The sequence below is a fragment of the Nonomuraea sp. NPDC003707 genome, from assembly GCF_053587055.1.
Genome location: NZ_JBSFNK010000041.1, coordinates 67,762 through 81,497, shown reverse-complemented (window position 1 = coordinate 81,497; position 13,736 = coordinate 67,762). Strand labels below are relative to the sequence as shown.

16 protein-coding genes and 1 pseudogene are annotated in these 13,736 nt (G+C 72.8%); 11 read left to right on the top strand and 6 right to left on the bottom strand.

The annotated features are described in order from the left end of the window. From paaD to paaA, 4 genes are read right to left on the bottom strand one after another with little or no spacing between them, the layout of a single operon-like run. A complete protein-coding gene (gene paaD / locus ACWDRB_RS56640) occupies positions 1-501 on the bottom strand; it encodes a 1,2-phenylacetyl-CoA epoxidase subunit PaaD (protein ID WP_449909301.1) in 501 nt (166 codons plus the stop codon). Beyond that, entirely contained in the window at positions 498-1,334 is an 837-nt protein-coding gene (gene paaC / locus ACWDRB_RS56635) for a 1,2-phenylacetyl-CoA epoxidase subunit PaaC (protein ID WP_449909298.1), read from the bottom strand. Before paaC ends, paaD begins: the two co-directional genes overlap by 4 nt. A gap of 13 nt (positions 1,335-1,347) precedes the next feature. Next, positions 1,348-1,641, bottom strand: coding sequence for a 1,2-phenylacetyl-CoA epoxidase subunit PaaB (gene paaB / locus ACWDRB_RS56630; RefSeq protein ID WP_192783751.1), 294 nt, complete (start codon positions 1,639-1,641; stop codon positions 1,348-1,350). Next, positions 1,638-2,582 carry a 1,2-phenylacetyl-CoA epoxidase subunit PaaA gene (gene paaA / locus ACWDRB_RS56625; protein ID WP_449909295.1) on the bottom strand — a complete coding sequence of 315 codons (945 nt, stop codon included), beginning with the start codon at positions 2,580-2,582 and terminating at the stop codon, positions 1,638-1,640. The genes paaB and paaA overlap by 4 nt, the downstream gene beginning before the upstream one ends. Before the next feature lie 109 nt (positions 2,583-2,691). Here paaA and paaZ point away from each other — a divergent pair, with 109 nt between their 5' ends. Further along, the gene (gene paaZ, locus ACWDRB_RS56620) at positions 2,692-4,743 is read left to right on the top strand and encodes a phenylacetic acid degradation bifunctional protein PaaZ (protein WP_449909292.1); all 2,052 of its coding nucleotides are present in this window, start codon (positions 2,692-2,694) and stop codon (positions 4,741-4,743) included. A 1-nt stretch (position 4,744) separates the two neighbouring features. Beyond that, the gene (locus tag ACWDRB_RS56615; protein ID WP_449909289.1) at positions 4,745-5,548 is read left to right on the top strand and encodes an enoyl-CoA hydratase/isomerase family protein; all 804 of its coding nucleotides are present in this window, start codon (positions 4,745-4,747) and stop codon (positions 5,546-5,548) included. Between the two features lie 15 nt (positions 5,549-5,563). Here ACWDRB_RS56615 and ACWDRB_RS56610 read toward each other — a convergent pair whose 3' ends face one another. Next, positions 5,564-5,902, bottom strand: a complete 339-nt coding sequence (locus ACWDRB_RS56610; RefSeq protein ID WP_449909286.1) for an aldehyde dehydrogenase family protein — start codon at positions 5,900-5,902, stop codon at positions 5,564-5,566. Between the two features lie 241 nt (positions 5,903-6,143). Between ACWDRB_RS56610 and ACWDRB_RS56605 the strand changes: the two genes are divergently transcribed. Then, on the top strand, positions 6,144-6,320 hold the full coding sequence (locus ACWDRB_RS56605; protein ID WP_449909283.1) for a hypothetical protein: 177 nt from the start codon (positions 6,144-6,146) through the stop codon (positions 6,318-6,320). Between the two features lie 85 nt (positions 6,321-6,405). Beyond that, positions 6,406-6,867 carry a GbsR/MarR family transcriptional regulator gene (locus ACWDRB_RS56600; protein ID WP_449909280.1) on the top strand — a complete coding sequence of 154 codons (462 nt, stop codon included), beginning with the start codon at positions 6,406-6,408 and terminating at the stop codon, positions 6,865-6,867. Positions 6,868-6,871: 4 nt separating this feature from the next. On the opposite strand, the gene ACWDRB_RS56595 is transcribed toward ACWDRB_RS56600, so the two are convergent. Continuing rightward, positions 6,872-7,363: an Lrp/AsnC family transcriptional regulator gene (locus ACWDRB_RS56595; protein WP_449909278.1), complete on the bottom strand. Its 492-nt coding sequence runs from the start codon at positions 7,361-7,363 to the stop codon at positions 6,872-6,874. Positions 7,364-7,482: 119 nt separating this feature from the next. On the opposite strand from ACWDRB_RS56595, the gene pdhA reads away from it, so the two are divergent. The 7 genes and pseudogenes from pdhA (at position 7,483) to ACWDRB_RS56560 (ending at position 13,723) form a co-directional block, all read left to right on the top strand. Further along, positions 7,483-8,559 carry a pyruvate dehydrogenase (acetyl-transferring) E1 component subunit alpha gene (gene pdhA, locus ACWDRB_RS56590; protein WP_449909276.1) on the top strand — a complete coding sequence of 359 codons (1,077 nt, stop codon included), beginning with the start codon at positions 7,483-7,485 and terminating at the stop codon, positions 8,557-8,559. A gap of 1 nt (position 8,560) precedes the next feature. Continuing rightward, positions 8,561-9,589: an alpha-ketoacid dehydrogenase subunit beta gene (locus ACWDRB_RS56585; RefSeq protein ID WP_449909273.1), complete on the top strand. Its 1,029-nt coding sequence runs from the start codon at positions 8,561-8,563 to the stop codon at positions 9,587-9,589. After that, a complete protein-coding gene (locus ACWDRB_RS56580; protein WP_449909270.1) occupies positions 9,586-11,007 on the top strand; it encodes a dihydrolipoamide acetyltransferase family protein in 1,422 nt (473 codons plus the stop codon). The genes ACWDRB_RS56585 and ACWDRB_RS56580 overlap by 4 nt, the downstream gene beginning before the upstream one ends. 3 nt (positions 11,008-11,010) lie before the next feature. Continuing rightward, positions 11,011-11,295, top strand: a pseudogene (locus tag ACWDRB_RS56575) (aminotransferase class I/II-fold pyridoxal phosphate-dependent enzyme); the annotation flags it as partial. Between the two features lie 234 nt (positions 11,296-11,529). Beyond that, entirely contained in the window at positions 11,530-11,922 is a 393-nt protein-coding gene (locus ACWDRB_RS56570; RefSeq protein WP_449909267.1) for a GntR family transcriptional regulator, read from the top strand. Beyond that, on the top strand, positions 11,919-12,764 hold the full coding sequence (locus tag ACWDRB_RS56565) for an ABC transporter ATP-binding protein (protein WP_449909264.1): 846 nt from the start codon (positions 11,919-11,921) through the stop codon (positions 12,762-12,764). The genes ACWDRB_RS56570 and ACWDRB_RS56565 overlap by 4 nt, the downstream gene beginning before the upstream one ends. Next, on the top strand, positions 12,761-13,723 hold the full coding sequence (locus ACWDRB_RS56560; protein ID WP_449909262.1) for an ABC transporter permease: 963 nt from the start codon (positions 12,761-12,763) through the stop codon (positions 13,721-13,723). Before ACWDRB_RS56565 ends, ACWDRB_RS56560 begins: the two co-directional genes overlap by 4 nt. Positions 13,724-13,736: the final 13 nt, after the last annotated feature.

Here is a 13,736-nt window from a genome sequence, read left to right as displayed (position 1 = left end):
TCAGATCTCCTTGACGTGCTCGAACGGCTCAAGGCAGCCGGTGCAGCGGTAGAGGGCCTTGCAGGCGGTCGCGCCGAACTCGGACGTCAGCCGGGTCGCCGCCGACCCGCAGCGCGGGCAGGGCGGGGCGCTCCTGGCCGGCCCCAGCGTGAGCGGGATCGGGCCGCTGCGCCGAGGGGCGGGGCCGGGGGCCGACAGCCCGGCCTCCCGCAGGGCGGCCCGGCCGCGTTCGGTGATCCAGTCGCTCGACCAGGGCGGATCCAGGACGATCCGCACCTCGACCCGGTCGAACCCGGCCTCCCGCAGCCGGTGGACGAGGTCGTCGCGCATGGTCGCCATGGCCGGGCAGCCGGTGTACGTCGGGGTGATCGACACGACCACCTCCTCGCCACCGGATACCTCGACGCCGCGCAGCACGCCGAGGTCCGCGAGCGTGAGCATGGGCATCTCGGGGTCGCGTACCTGCGCCGCGACCTCGGCGGCCCGGTCGCGGGCGCTCACCAGCGCCCGCTCGGGTGGGCGCGGGCGACGACCTGCATCTCGGCGAGCAGTGGGCCGAGGGCGTCGGTGTGCGCGCCGTCGCGGCCGGTGCCGGCCAGCGGCGCGCGCTCGGGCCGCTCGACGCCGCTCACGGCGAAGACCTGGTCGAGGACGACGTTCACCTCGTCGCGCAGGTCCTCGCCGAAATCGGTGAGCTCGGCCTGGTACGGCCACAGGGAGTCCAGCGCCGCCACCAGCCTGCGCCGCGACTCCCCGGTCCCCTGCGCCAGGGTGCGGAACCAGCGTCCCGCCCAGTCGCGGTGGTAGGTGATCTCCTTCACGCCCTTGGCCGCCACCGCCGCCAGGACCTGGTCACGGCTGGTCCGCAGCCGCTCCAGCAGCGCGAGCCGGGCCACCGAGAACAGCAGCAGCCGCACGACGACGTGCGCGAAGTCCCCGTTCTCCACCTCGGCGAGCCGGACGTTGCGGAACTGCTCGGCGTCGCGGAAGTACGCCAGCGCGTCCTCGGCGGGCACCGGCGAGCCCTCGGGCAGGGCGGGCACGACGCCGGGATCGGCGGCGGCCGCCCGCGACAGCAGCAGGCGGGCCTGTCCGAGCAGGTCGAGCGCCATGTTCGCCAGCGCGATGTCCTCTTCCAGGTCGGGCGCGCGGCTGCACCACTCGGACAGGCGCTGCGACATGATCAGCGCGTCGTCTCCGAGCATGAGGCAGTACGCGGCCAGCTCGGCGGCGTCCACGCCCGGCGGCACCGTGGTGTCGACCCCGGCCAGAGGGTCCTCGAAGCCGGTGCCGAAGGCCCACTGCGAGGAGTCGCCGGCGAATTCGTCGTTCATGAGTGCCAACCGATCACATGTGCGGGACGTTGTCGGGAATGTCGTAGAACGTCGGGTGTCGGTAGACCTTGTCGCCGCTCGGCGCGAACAGCGGATCCTTCTCGTCCGGGCTGGAGGCCGTGATGGCGTCGGCCCGCACGACCCAGATGCTCACGCCCTCGTTGCGCCGGGTGTAGACGTCACGCGCGTGCCGTACGGCCATCGCGTCGTCGGCGGCGTGCAGCGATCCGACGTGCACGTGGTTGAGGCCCCGCTTGCCGCGGACGAACACCTCGTACAGCGGCCACTCCCGCCGGTCGGCGCTCATCGGGTGCCCGCCCGCTCCGCGAACGCCGACGCGGCCTCGCGAACCCAGGCGCCGTCCTCGTGGGCGGCCCGGCGGTGCGCCATGCGCTGCGCGTTGCACGGCCCGTCACCGCGGATCACGGCGGCGAGCTCCTCCCAGTCGGGCTCGCCGAAGTCGTGGTGGCCGCGTTCGGCGTTCCAGCGCAGGTCGGGGTCGGGCAGCGTCACCCCCAGCGCCTCGGCCTGCGGGACCGTCATGTCCACGAACTTCTGGCGCAGCTCGTCGTTGGAGTTGCGCTTGACGCCCCAGGCCATCGACCGCGCGCTGTTGGGCGAGTCGGCGTCCGGCGGGCCGAACATCATCAGCGACGGCCACCAGAACCGGTCCACCGACTCCTGGACCATCGCCCGCTGGGCGTCGGTGCCGCTCATCATCGTCATCAGCAGCTCGTAGCCCTGCCGCTGGTGGAACGACTCCTCCTTGCAGATGCGGATCATGGCCCGCCCGTACGGGCCGTACGAGGTGCGGCAGAGCGGCACCTGGTTGCAGATCGCGGCGCCGTCGACCAGCCAGCCGATCGTCCCGACGTCGGCGTACGACAGCGTCGGGTAGTTGAAGATCGAGGAGTACTTCTGCCGGCCCGTGAGCAGCAGCTCGGTCAGCTCGGCGCGGGAGACGCCCAGGGTCTCACACGCCGAGTACAGGTACAGCCCGTGCCCGGCCTCGTCCTGCACCTTGGCCAGCAGGATCGCCTTGCGGCGCAGGGACGGCGCGCGGCCGATCCAGGCGCCTTCGGGCTGCATGCCGATGATCTCGGAGTGCGCGTGCTGGGCGATCTGGCGTACGAGCGTCCGGCGGTAGGCGTCCGGCATCCAGTCCCGGGGCTCGATCCGGTCGTGGCGCGCGATCGTCGCCTCGAACGCGGCTTCGAGCGCTTCCGGCTCCGCCGGTGGCGTCGTCATCGATTTCCCTCCTCGGGCGTCGAGTCGTATTTACTTATCGCTCGGTCAGTAATACCGTGGCACGTGTTGGGGTACCTGCGCAAGGGGCCCTGTGGAGAGGAGAGGACGCGTGAGCGCGCTGCTGGAGAGCTACGCCGCCGGACGATGGTTCCGGGCGGCCGATGAAGGGGAGCCCCTGCTCGACGCCGCCACGGGCGAGGAGGTCGGGCGGATCTCCAGCCGAGGGCTGGACGTCGCCGCGATGGTCCGCCACGCCCGTGACATCGGCGGGCCCGCGCTGCGGTCCCTGACCTTCCACGAGCGGGCGGCCCTGCTGAAGGCGCTGGCCAAGCACCTGACCGAGCGCAAGGAGGAGCTGTACGCGCTGTCCGTGCGTACGGGCGCCACCTCGCGCGACACGATGATCGACGTGGACGGCGGCATCGGCACCCTGTTCAGCTACGCCGGCAAGGGCGTGCGCGAGCTGCCGAACGACACCGTCGTCCTGGACGGCGGCCTGGAGCGCCTGGGCAAGGGCGGCACGTTCGTCGGCCAGCACCTCTACACCTCGCGGCCGGGCGTCGCGGTGCAGATCAACGCCTTCAACTTCCCGGTCTGGGGGATGCTCGAGAAGCTGGCCCCGGCCTTCCTCGCCGGGCTGCCCTCGATCGTCAAGCCCGCGAGCCAGACCGCCTACCTGACCGAGCTGGCCGTACGGCTGATCGTCGAGTCGGGCATCCTGCCCGAAGGCACGCTCCAGCTCGTCTCCGGCGGCGCCGGAGGGCTGCTCGACGAGCTGACCGTCCAGGACTCCGTCGCCTTCACCGGCTCCGCGCACACCGCGGGCATCCTGCGCCGCCACCCGAACGTGCTGGACGGCGGCGTCCTGCTGGGCGTCGAGGCCGACTCGCTGAACTGCTCGATCCTGGGGCCGGACGTGCGGCCGGAGGACCCGGAGTTCGACCTGTTCGTCAAGGGCGTCGTCACCGAGATGACGGTCAAGGCGGGCCAGAAGTGCACCGCCATCCGCCGGATCCTCGTACCCTCGGCCATGGCCGACCAGGTCGTCGAGGCGCTGGCCGCGCGCCTGGCGAAGGTGACCGTCGGCGATCCCCGCAATCCGGACATACGGATGGGCGCGCTGGCCAGCCTCGGCCAGCGCGACGAGGTGCGCAAGGCCGTCGAGGCGCTGCGGGCCGGCGCCGAGATCGCCTTCGGCGACCCCTCCGGCTCCTCCTTGCTCGACGGCGACGCCGAACGCGGCGCGTTCATGACCCCGCTCCTGCTGCGCGCCCGTCCCGGCGCCACCGAGCCGCACGACGTGGAGCCGTTCGGGCCGGTCGGCACCGTGCTCGCCTACGACGGCCTGGACTCGGCGATCGCGCTCGCGGCGCGCGGCAGGGGCAGCCTCGTCGCCTCCGTCGCCACCCACGACCCGGAGGTCGCGCGGAACGTCGTGCTGGGGCTGGCGCCGTGGCACGGCCGGGTCCTCGTCCTGGACAGGGACGACGCCAAGGAGTCCACCGGGCACGGCTCGCCGCTGCCCGTCCTCGTCCACGGCGGCCCGGGCCGGGCCGGCGGCGGCGAGGAGCTGGGCGGCGTCCGCGGGGTCCTGCACCACATGCAGCGCACCGCCGTCCAGGCCTCCCCGGACCTGCTCACCGCGGTCACCGGCCGCTGGACCACGGGCGCCGCGCGCGCCGAGTCGGACATCCACCCGTTCCGCAAGTCCCTGGCGGAGCTGCGCGTCGGTGACACGATCGCCTCCGCGCCGCGCACGGTCTCGCTCGCCGACATCGAGCACTTCGCCGAGTTCACCGGGGACACCTTCTACGCGCACACCGACGCCGAGGCCGCCGCGCGCAACCCGCTGTTCGGCGGCATCGTCGCCCACGGGTACCTCGTCGTGTCCCTGGCCGCCGGGCTCTTCGTGGACCCGGCGCCCGGACCGGTCCTGGCGAACTTCGGCGTCGACTCCCTCCGCTTCCTCACCCCCGTGAAGGCGGGCGACACGATCGACGTGACGCTGACCGTCAAGCAGATCACCCCGCGCAGCTCCGCCGACTACGGCGAGGTCCGCTGGGACGCCGTCGTCGCCAACCAGGACGGCCAGCCGGTCGCCACGTACGACGTGCTGACCCTCGTGGCCAAGACCTGGCCGCTGCCCGGACAGGAGGCCTGAGGTGGAGCCTGAGCTGGACGGCGCCTCGATCCTGCTGGAACGCGACGGCGCCGTGGCCGTCCTGACCCTCAACCGCCCGGACCGCCGCAACGCGCTGGACACCGGGCTGAAGACGGCGCTGCGCCGGGCGCTGGAGGAGGTCGCGGCCGACGACGACGTACGCGCGGTGGTGCTGACCGGGGCGGGGACCGCCTTCTGCGTCGGCCAGGACCTCGCCGAGCACGCGGCGGCGCTCCGCTCGGACGCCGGGCACGCCTTCGACACCGTCGAGGAGGACTACGCGCCGATCGTCCGGCTCCTGGCCACCATGGGCAAACCGGTCGTCGCCGCCGTCAACGGCACGTGCGTCGGCGCCGGTCTGGCCCTCGCCCTGGCCTGCGACCTGCGGGTGCTCGCGGAGGAGGCCGTCTTCGCGACGGCGTTCACGGCGATCGGGCTGACGTGCGACTCGGGGCTGTCCCTGACGCTCGTACGGGCGGTCGGCGAGGCCAGGGCCAAGGAGCTGGTCCTGCTCGGTGAGTCGTTCGGCGCCCGGCAGGCGGTGGAGTGGGGGATCACGGGGCGCGTGGTCCCTCGGGAGGAGGCCGGTGCGGTGGCGCGTGAGCTGGCGGCCCGGCTCGCCGCCGGGCCGACCGCCGCGTACGCCGAGTCCAAGCGGCTGATCGCCGGGGCCTGGGACCAGGACCTCGGCGCGGCACTCACCGCCGAGGCCCGCGCCCAGGCCCGCCTGGGGCTGACCGCCGACCACGCGGGAGCGGTGGAGGCGTTCCTCGACAAACGCAAACCCACCTTCGAGGGCCGCTGACCCCTGGGGTCCCCGTCACGCGGCGGGGGCGGTGTGGATCGAGGTGGGGCGGGTGGCCGCGTCGTAGGCGGCGCGGGAGCCGGTCGCGCCCATGCCGCTGTCCCCGGCAGGTTCGTACAGCCGCTCGGGGCCGCCGCCCTGCCACTGGTTCACCCACACGACACCGGCGGGGATGCGGCGGGCGGCCGCCATGTGCTCGGGGTCGGCGGTGTACACGGTGGCGGCCAGGCCGAAGCGTGACGCGCTCGCCCGCTCCAGCCCCTCCTCGAAGGAGGAGACCACGACGACCGGGGCGATCGGGCCGAAGGTCTCCTCGGTCATGACCAGCATGGACTCGTCCACGCCGGTGAGCACGGTCGCGGGGTAGAAGAAGCCCCTGCCCTGGCGAAGAGGACCTGGTCGACCAGGGTGTCACCGCGGACGGTGAGGCCGGCCAGGGACCGGGCGGGCTCGAGGTAGCCGTCGTTGACCGTGACCCGGCGCCCGGCGCGCGAGCTGATCGGGTAGGGGGAGACCCCGGCGGCGCCGGGCGCGTTCACGTCCGGCGCCCAGGCGTGCCCGGCCGCCAACGCGGCGGCGGATCGCGATCTGCCCGTTGATCGACGAGCTGCCGCCGACGCCCCTGCCCCGCCAGTACGGAGCCGGCGCCTGCCTGTCGGTGCGGGAGGAGGTGACGCCCATCCACACCATGCCCTCGACGGCGGTGGGGTCCAGCAGTGCGCGGACCGGGTTCGGCGAGCGCCACGCCTCGTGCATCCGCGCCGAACGGTAGTCGGGACCGGCCTCCAGCAGCAGGACGCGCTTGCCCCGCTCGGCGGAGCGGGCGGCGAGTGCCGCGCCGGCGGAATGTTCCGCTGGTGTCCGTCGGCGACGTGAACCCCCTGATCGACGACTTCGGCCTGCGCATCGGCCGCGCGATGGGCTGGCCGCCGATGGCCGGGCGTGCCGCGGGGGTGCTCATGCTGAGCGAGACGCCCATGACGATGGACGAGCTGCAGGCCGCCCTGAACGCCAGCAAGGGCTCGGTCTCGGAGACGACCCGCCTGCTCGTGGTCAACGGGACCGTACGGCGGTTCAAGGAGTCCGGGTCCCGGCAGTACGTCTACGAGTGGCGCGAGGACGCCTGGATCGGCTGCCTGCAGCACCAGCTGGAGCAGACGACGGAGCTGCTCTCTCTGGCCGAGAACGCCCGGGCCCGCTCGGCCGATCTCCCCGACCGGCAGCGCGCCCGCATGTCCGAGATGTACGAGTACTACACGTTCATGGTGCGGAGCCTGGAGGCGCTGCTCGGCGAGTACAAGGCGCTGCGGGCGCGCTGACCGCTCACCCGGCTCCGGCGCCGCGGGCCTCCTCGAACACCAGCCACGTACGGGTGGCACGGATGCCCGGGATGTCCTGGATGAGCTCCAGCACCACGTGCCGGAGCGTCGCGTTGTCCGGGGTCCTGACCAGCGCCAGGACGTCGTAGTCGCCGCCGACCAGGGCGAAGTTCTCGACGTACGGAGTCTCCCGGAGCCGGGCCGACACCGCGCGCCAGGAGTTCTGCTCGATGGTGAGCGAGACGTACGCGCTGGTGCCCAGGCCGGCCTTGTGCGGCGCGATCCGCGCCGTGAAGCCGGTGATCACCCCGGCGTCCATGAGCCGGGTGATCCTGGCGTAGACGTTGGCCCGGGAGACGTGCACGCGCTCGGCGAGGGTACGCATCGAGATCCGGCCGTCCCGCCGCAGCTCGGCGATGATCTCCCGATCCACCCCGTCCAGCGGCGCGGCCGAATGTCCCGCCGACCCCTCTCCGACACCGTCGTTGAACGACAATCGGTCCTCCTGAAGACTGGTTTCAGACCTTTTGTCGCTCATCATGCCTGATGTCTTGAACACCTGGCTCCATGCGCGGACGCTTTCCCTGTCAAACGTCCAGAGAAAGGGAGCGTCGCATGTCCGTCGACGTCCTTCTGCCCTCACCCGTGCCGGTGCGCTTCATCGCCGAGGACGGCACGGCGGTCCAGCCGCCCACCGGCTACCAGGTGCCGGAGGAGGAGCGGTTGCTGGAGGCCTACCGCCGGATGGTCGTCGGCCGCCGCTTCGACCGCCAGGCGACCGCGCTGACCAAGCAGGGGCGCCTGGCCGTCTACCCCTCCAGCCGCGGGCAGGAGGCCTGCCAGATCGCCGGGGTGCTCGCGCTGCGCGAGGACGATTGGCTGTTCCCGACCTACCGGGACTCGGTGGCGCTGGTCTCCCGGGGCCTCGATCCCGTCGAGGTGCTGACCCTGCTGCGGGGCGGCTGGCACTGCGGGTACGACCCCGCCGCCACCCGGGTCGCGCCCCAGTGCACCCCGCTGGCCACCCAGACCATCCACGCCGTGGGCATGGCCGACGCCCTGCGCCGCAAGAACGAGAACGGCGTCGTCATGGCCTTCATCGGCGACGGCGGCACCAGCGAGGGCGACTTCCACGAGGCGCTGAACTACGCCGCGGTCCTGCACGCGCCCGTCGTGTTCTTCGTGCAGAACAACAAGTACGCGATCTCCGTGCCGCTGGCCAAGCAGAGCGCCGCGCCGGCGCTCGCGTACAAGGGCATCGGGTACGGCATCCGCTCCGAGCAGGTGGACGGCAACGACCTCGTCGCGGTGCTGTCCGTCCTGACCGAGGCCGCGGAGCACGCGCGTACGGGCGGCGGCCCCTTCCTGGTGGAGGCGCACACGTACCGGATGGACCCCCACACCAACGCCGACGACGCCGCCCGGTACCGGGACAAGCGGGAGGTCGAGCAGTGGGAGGCGGCCGACCCGCTCGCCCGCCTGGAGACCTACCTGCGTGGGCGCGGCGTGCTCGACGCCGACGCCGTCGACGCGGCGCACGAGGCCGCCGAGGAGTTCGCCGCCCGGGTGCGCGCGGAGATGAACGTCGATCCGAAGGCGGATCCGTTCGAGCTGTTCGAGCACGTCTTCGCCGAGGCCACGCCCCAGTTGCGCGAGCAGCGGGCCCTGCTGGCGTCCGAGCTGGAGGACTGAGATGGCCACTTTGAGCACCACTTTGAGCATGGCGCAGGCGCTGAACGCCGCGCTTCGGGACGCCCTGCGCGAGGACGAACGCGTTCTCGTCTTCGGCGAGGACGTGGGCCCGCTGGGCGGCGTCTTCCGCATCACCGACGGGCTGACCAAGGAGTTCGGCGAGGAGCGGTGCTTCGACACACCGCTGGCCGAAGCCGGGATCGTGGGGCTGGCCGTGGGGCTGGCCATGGGCGGCTTCCGGCCGGTGATCGAGATGCAGTTCGACGCGTTCGCCTACCCGGCCTTCGAACAGATCGCCTCGCACGTGGCCAAGCTGCGCAACCGCACGCGCGGGCGGCTGTCGCTGCCGATGGTGATCAGGATCCCGTACGCGGGCGGCATCGGCGGCGTCGAGCACCACTGCGACTCCAGCGAGGCGTACTACGCGCACACGCCCGGCCTGAAGGTCGTAACCCCCGCGACGGCCGACGACGCGTACTGGCTGCTGCGCGACGCCATCGCCGACCCTGACCCGGTGATCTTCATGGAACCCAAGCGCCTGTACTGGTCCAAGGGCGAGACGTCCGTCGGGGACCGGCGGGCGGCGGGGTTCGGGCGGGCGGCGGTGCTGCGCGAGGGCCGCGACGCGACGCTGGTCGCCTACGGGCCGAGCGTTTCGGTGGCGCTCCAGGCCGCCGACGCCGCGGCCCAGGACGGGCTCGCCCTGGAGGTGGTGGATCTGCGGACGATCGTCCCGTTCGACGACTCGACCGTCGTGTCCTCCGTACGCAAAACCGGACGCTGCGTGGTGATCCAGGAGGCCCAGGGGTTCGCCGGGGTGGGCGCGGAGATCGCGGCCCGCGTGCAGGAGCGGTGCTTCCACTCGCTGGCGGCGCCGGTGCTGCGGGTCACGGGGTTCGACATCCCGTACCCGCCTCCGATCCTCGAGCACTCGCATCTGCCGGACGCCGACCGGGTGCTGGACGCGGTGGACCGGCTCCAGTTCGGTGACGAGCCCGATCTGGCGCACCTGGGCGGGGAGGCGTCATGACGCGGCACGTCTTCCGCCTGCCCGATCTGGGCGAAGGGCTGACGGAGGCCGAGATCGTCGACTGGAAGGTCGCCGTCGGGGACACCGTCGAGATCGACCAGATCGTGGTGGAGGTCGAGACCGCCAAGGCGGCGGTGGAGGTGCCTGTGCCGTACGCGGGGACGGTGCTGAGCCTGCACGCTTCGGCGGGGGCCGTCCTGTCGGTGGGGGAGCCGCTCATCGAGGTCGGCCCGGCGGGCGGCGTGGGCGATTCGGCCACCGCGGAGCGCTACCGGGAGGAGGAACGCGCCGGATCCGGAAACGTCCTCATCGGCTACGGCACCGGCCACACCCCCACCACCCGCCGACGCTCCCGAAAGGCCCCCGCAACCCCCGGCCGGCCACCTACGGTCCCGGCCTCCCGGCCCGCGTCCGCCTCGCCGGCCGCGCCTGCCTCCCCGGCCGCGGCTGGTGAGCGGCAGGCGCCTCGGGTGATCTCCCCGCTCGTGCGCAGGCTCGCCCACGAGCACGGGGTGGATCTCTCCGCCGTCACCCCCACCGGACCCCGCGGCGTGATCCTCCGCCGCGACGTCGAACGCGCCATGGCAGCCCCCGCCTCCTCCACCGTCCCCGCCGCCTTCGCGGTCGCCCCGGCGACACCGGGAGCGACCGAAACGACGTCGGCCGCGACCGGGACAGCGTCCGCCGCGACCCGGACGACATCGGAGGCGACCGGAACCCCGCTCCGGACCGAGCGCATCCCCCTGCGCGGACTCCGGCGGGCGGTGGCCGACAAGCTGAGCCGCAGCCGTACCGAGATCCCCGACGCCACCACCTGGGTGGACGTCGACGCCACCGGCCTGCTCGAGGTCAAGGACGCGCTCCGGCGGGACCGCCCGGACCTCGGCATCGGGCTGCTCGCGCTCCTGGCCCGCAGCTGCGTGGCCGCCCTGCGCCGCTTCCCCGAGCTGAACTCCTCGGTCGACACCGCCCGCGCCGAGATCGTCCGGCACGGCCACGTCAACCTCGGCTTCGCCGCCCAGACCGATCGCGGCCTGGTCGTTCCGGTGGTCCGCGACGCGCACCTCATGACGACCGCGCAGCTCGCCGCCGAACTGGCCAGGCTCACCGCCCTCGCCCGCGAAGGCACGCTGCCGCCCGCGGCGCTGACCGGGGGCACGTTCACGCTCAACAACTACGGCGTCTTCGGCGTGGACGGATCCACCCCGATCATCAACCACCCGGAGGCGGCGCTCCTCGGCGTCGGCCGCATCATCGACCGCCCCTGGGTGAAGGACGGCGCGGTCGTGCCCCGGAAGGTCACCCAGCTGTCGTTCACGTTCGACCACCGCGTCTGCGACGGCGGCGCGGCAGGCGGCTTCCTACGCTTCGTGGCCGACTGCGTGGAGAACCCCGCCGTCCTGCTCGCCCACGTCTGACGCCTGCTCGAAGCGCTGGCCGCCCGACACGAGGTGAGCACCGATCGCATCGCCGTGGGCGCGGGCTCGTCCGAGGTCTGCGGGCAGGTCCCGCACACGGTGTGCGGGCCGGGCAGCGAGGTGCTCTTCGGGTGGCGGTCGTTCGAGGCGTACCCGATCCTGACCACGGTGGCGGGCGGAGTCCCCGTACGGGTCCCGCTGCGCGACCACGTCCAGGACCTCCAGGCCATGGCGGCGGCCATCACCCCGCGGACCAGGCTGGTGTTCGTCTGCAACCCGAACAACCCGACCTCCACCCCCGTCGGCGAGGCCGCCCTGCGCGCCTTTCGCCGACCACTGCCATGCCAACGGGGTGATCGTGCGGGCGTTCCCGGGGGAGGGCGTGCGCGTCACGGTGGGCCTGCCGGAGGAGAACGCGGCCTTTCTCACGCCGGCCGCAATCTGGCAACGACAGCAGGGTTGACAACGGGCGCCCGAATACAACACCCTTTCACTACTCAAATAGTGAAAGGGTGTTTTCGGTTGATCGAGTTCAACCTGGACCGCGGCTCGGGGGTCTCGACGTACCTGCAGCTCGTTCACCAGGTCAAACAGGCGCTCAGGCTCGGTACGCTGCGGCCCGGTGACCAGTTGCCGACTGCCCGCGAGGTGGTCGAGAGCCTGGCCATCAACCCCAACACCGTGCTCAAGGCGTACCGGGAGCTGGAGCGCGAAGGGCTGGTCGAGGGACGGCAGGGAATGGGGACGTTCGTTCAGCGGGGCGTCGCGGGTGCGACGCTCGCCGAGCACACGCGGCTGCGGCGCGGGCTGGAGGCGTGGGTGCGCGAGGCCCGCGCGGCCGGGCTCGACCAGGAGGACCTGCGGGTGTTGGTCACCGTGGTCCTGGCCGACGCCGCGAAGGAGGGCGCGGCATGAGTCCCGCGCTGGAGGCGACCGGGCTGGGGGTCCGCTATCGCCGCACATGGGTGTTGCGCGACTGCTCGCTGTCCGTGCCCGCGGGACGCGTGGCGGCGCTCGTCGGGCCCAACGGCGCGGGCAAGACCACTCTCATGCACGCGGCCGTCGGCCTGCTGCGGCCCGCGCTGGGAAGCGTCCGCGTGGCCGGCAAGGTGGCGTTCGTGGCCCAGGACAAGCCGCTGTACGAGAGCTTCACCGTCGCCGAGATGCTCACCTTCGGCCGCCGCATGAACACCCGCTGGGACGACGCCGCCGCTGCGGACCGGCTCGCCCGGCTCGGCATCCCGCTGGAGCGGAAGGTGAGCGGGCTGTCGGGCGGGCAGCAGGCGCAGGTGGCGGTCACGATGGCGCTGGCCTGCCGGCCCGACCTGCTCGTGCTGGACGAACCGCTGGCCAACCTCGACCCCCTGGCCCGCCACGACGTGATGCGCTCGATCATGGCGGAGATGGCCGGGCGGGAGCTGACCGTGTTGCTCTCCTCGCACGTCGTCTCGGACCTGGAGGAGACGTGCGACTGGCTGATCGTGCTGAACGGGGGCCGGCTGCAGGTCAGTGGTGACATCGAGGACCTCCTCGACGGGCATCTCGTGCTCACCGGACCGGACGGGGCATCGGTGGCGGGGATGCAGGTGGTGAGCGCGAGCCGGGCCGGCAGGCAGGTCAGCATGCTGGTCAGGGGAGCGCCCCCGCTCGATCCTCGCTGGCAGGCGCGGCGCCCCCGGCTGGAGGAGCTCGTCATGGGCTATCTGCGCAGTCCCGAGTCGGCGGCACTTCCGGAGCTGACGGGGGTGAGCGCGTGATCTGGGTGACGTGGCGCCAGCACCGGGCGCAGCTCCTGGTGACGGCGGGCTTCCTGGCGCTGCTGGGGGTGCTGCTGCTGGGTTCGGCGGTGGAGGCGAGCCGGTACGTGACCGAGCACGCCCCGCCCGGCTGCCCGGGGCCCGCTGTGGAGTGCGGGGACCTGGCGGTGGCGCTCGGGCGGCGCTACGACGCGGTCTACTCGGTGTTCGGCTGGATGCCGCTGGTGGCGCCGGCGCTGATCGGGGCGTTCTGGGGCGCGCCCCTGCTCGGCCGCGAGTACGAGCGCGGCACCCACCGCCTGGCCTGGACTCAGGCGGTGCCCGTGTGGCGGTGGCTGGCGGTCAAGCTGTCGATCCTGGGCGGGGCGGTCGTGACGGGTGGGCTGCTGCTGTCGCTCATGGTGAGCCTGTGGCGGCCGGTGTTCAGGGAAGGGGTCGACTCCACGTTCGGCAATATCGGCGTGTTCAACATGGTCGGCGTGGAGCCGGCGGCGTGGTGGCTGTACGCGTTCGCGCTGGGCACGCTGGCCGGCACCCTGTTCCGGCGTACGCTGCCCGCGATGGCGCTGGTCGTGGCCGGGGTGGCGGTGACGATGTTCACCCTGTTCCAGCTGAGCGACTACTACGCCGAGCCGGCGCGTACCGAGCTGTCCGGCACCGTGCTGCTGGACGATCCCGACGCCCGGATGGTGAGCGCCGCCTGGGTGGAGCCGTCCGGGAGGGAGGTAGCCGAGCCGTCGGGGAGCGGCTGCCCGCGTCGGGTGGACGCGGGGCAGAGCAACAGGAACGCCGAGGCGTGGCAGGCGTGCCTGTTCGGCAAGGGCTACCGGTACGCGGTGTACCACCATCCGGCGTCCCGATTCTGGCGCTTCCAGTGGACCGAGGCGGGAATCCTGGCGCTCGCGTCGGCGGTCCTCGGCGGCCTGGCCGTACGCCGTACCCTCCGCCGCCCCGGCTGACGGGCCGGCTCCG

Coding starts and splice junctions, on each gene's coding strand:
- paaA (WP_449909295.1), bottom strand. CDS start 2,582: ATGACGACGCCACCGGCGGAGCCGGAAGCGCTCGAAGCCGCGTTCGAG.
- pdhA (WP_449909276.1), top strand. CDS start 7,483: ATGTCCGTCGACGTCCTTCTGCCCTCACCCGTGCCGGTGCGCTTCATC.
- ACWDRB_RS56565 (WP_449909264.1), top strand. CDS start 11,919: ATGAGTCCCGCGCTGGAGGCGACCGGGCTGGGGGTCCGCTATCGCCGC.
- ACWDRB_RS56585 (WP_449909273.1), top strand. CDS start 8,561: ATGGCCACTTTGAGCACCACTTTGAGCATGGCGCAGGCGCTGAACGCC.
- ACWDRB_RS56580 (WP_449909270.1), top strand. CDS start 9,586: ATGACGCGGCACGTCTTCCGCCTGCCCGATCTGGGCGAAGGGCTGACG.
- paaC (WP_449909298.1), bottom strand. CDS start 1,334: ATGAACGACGAATTCGCCGGCGACTCCTCGCAGTGGGCCTTCGGCACC.
- paaB (WP_192783751.1), bottom strand. CDS start 1,641: ATGAGCGCCGACCGGCGGGAGTGGCCGCTGTACGAGGTGTTCGTCCGC.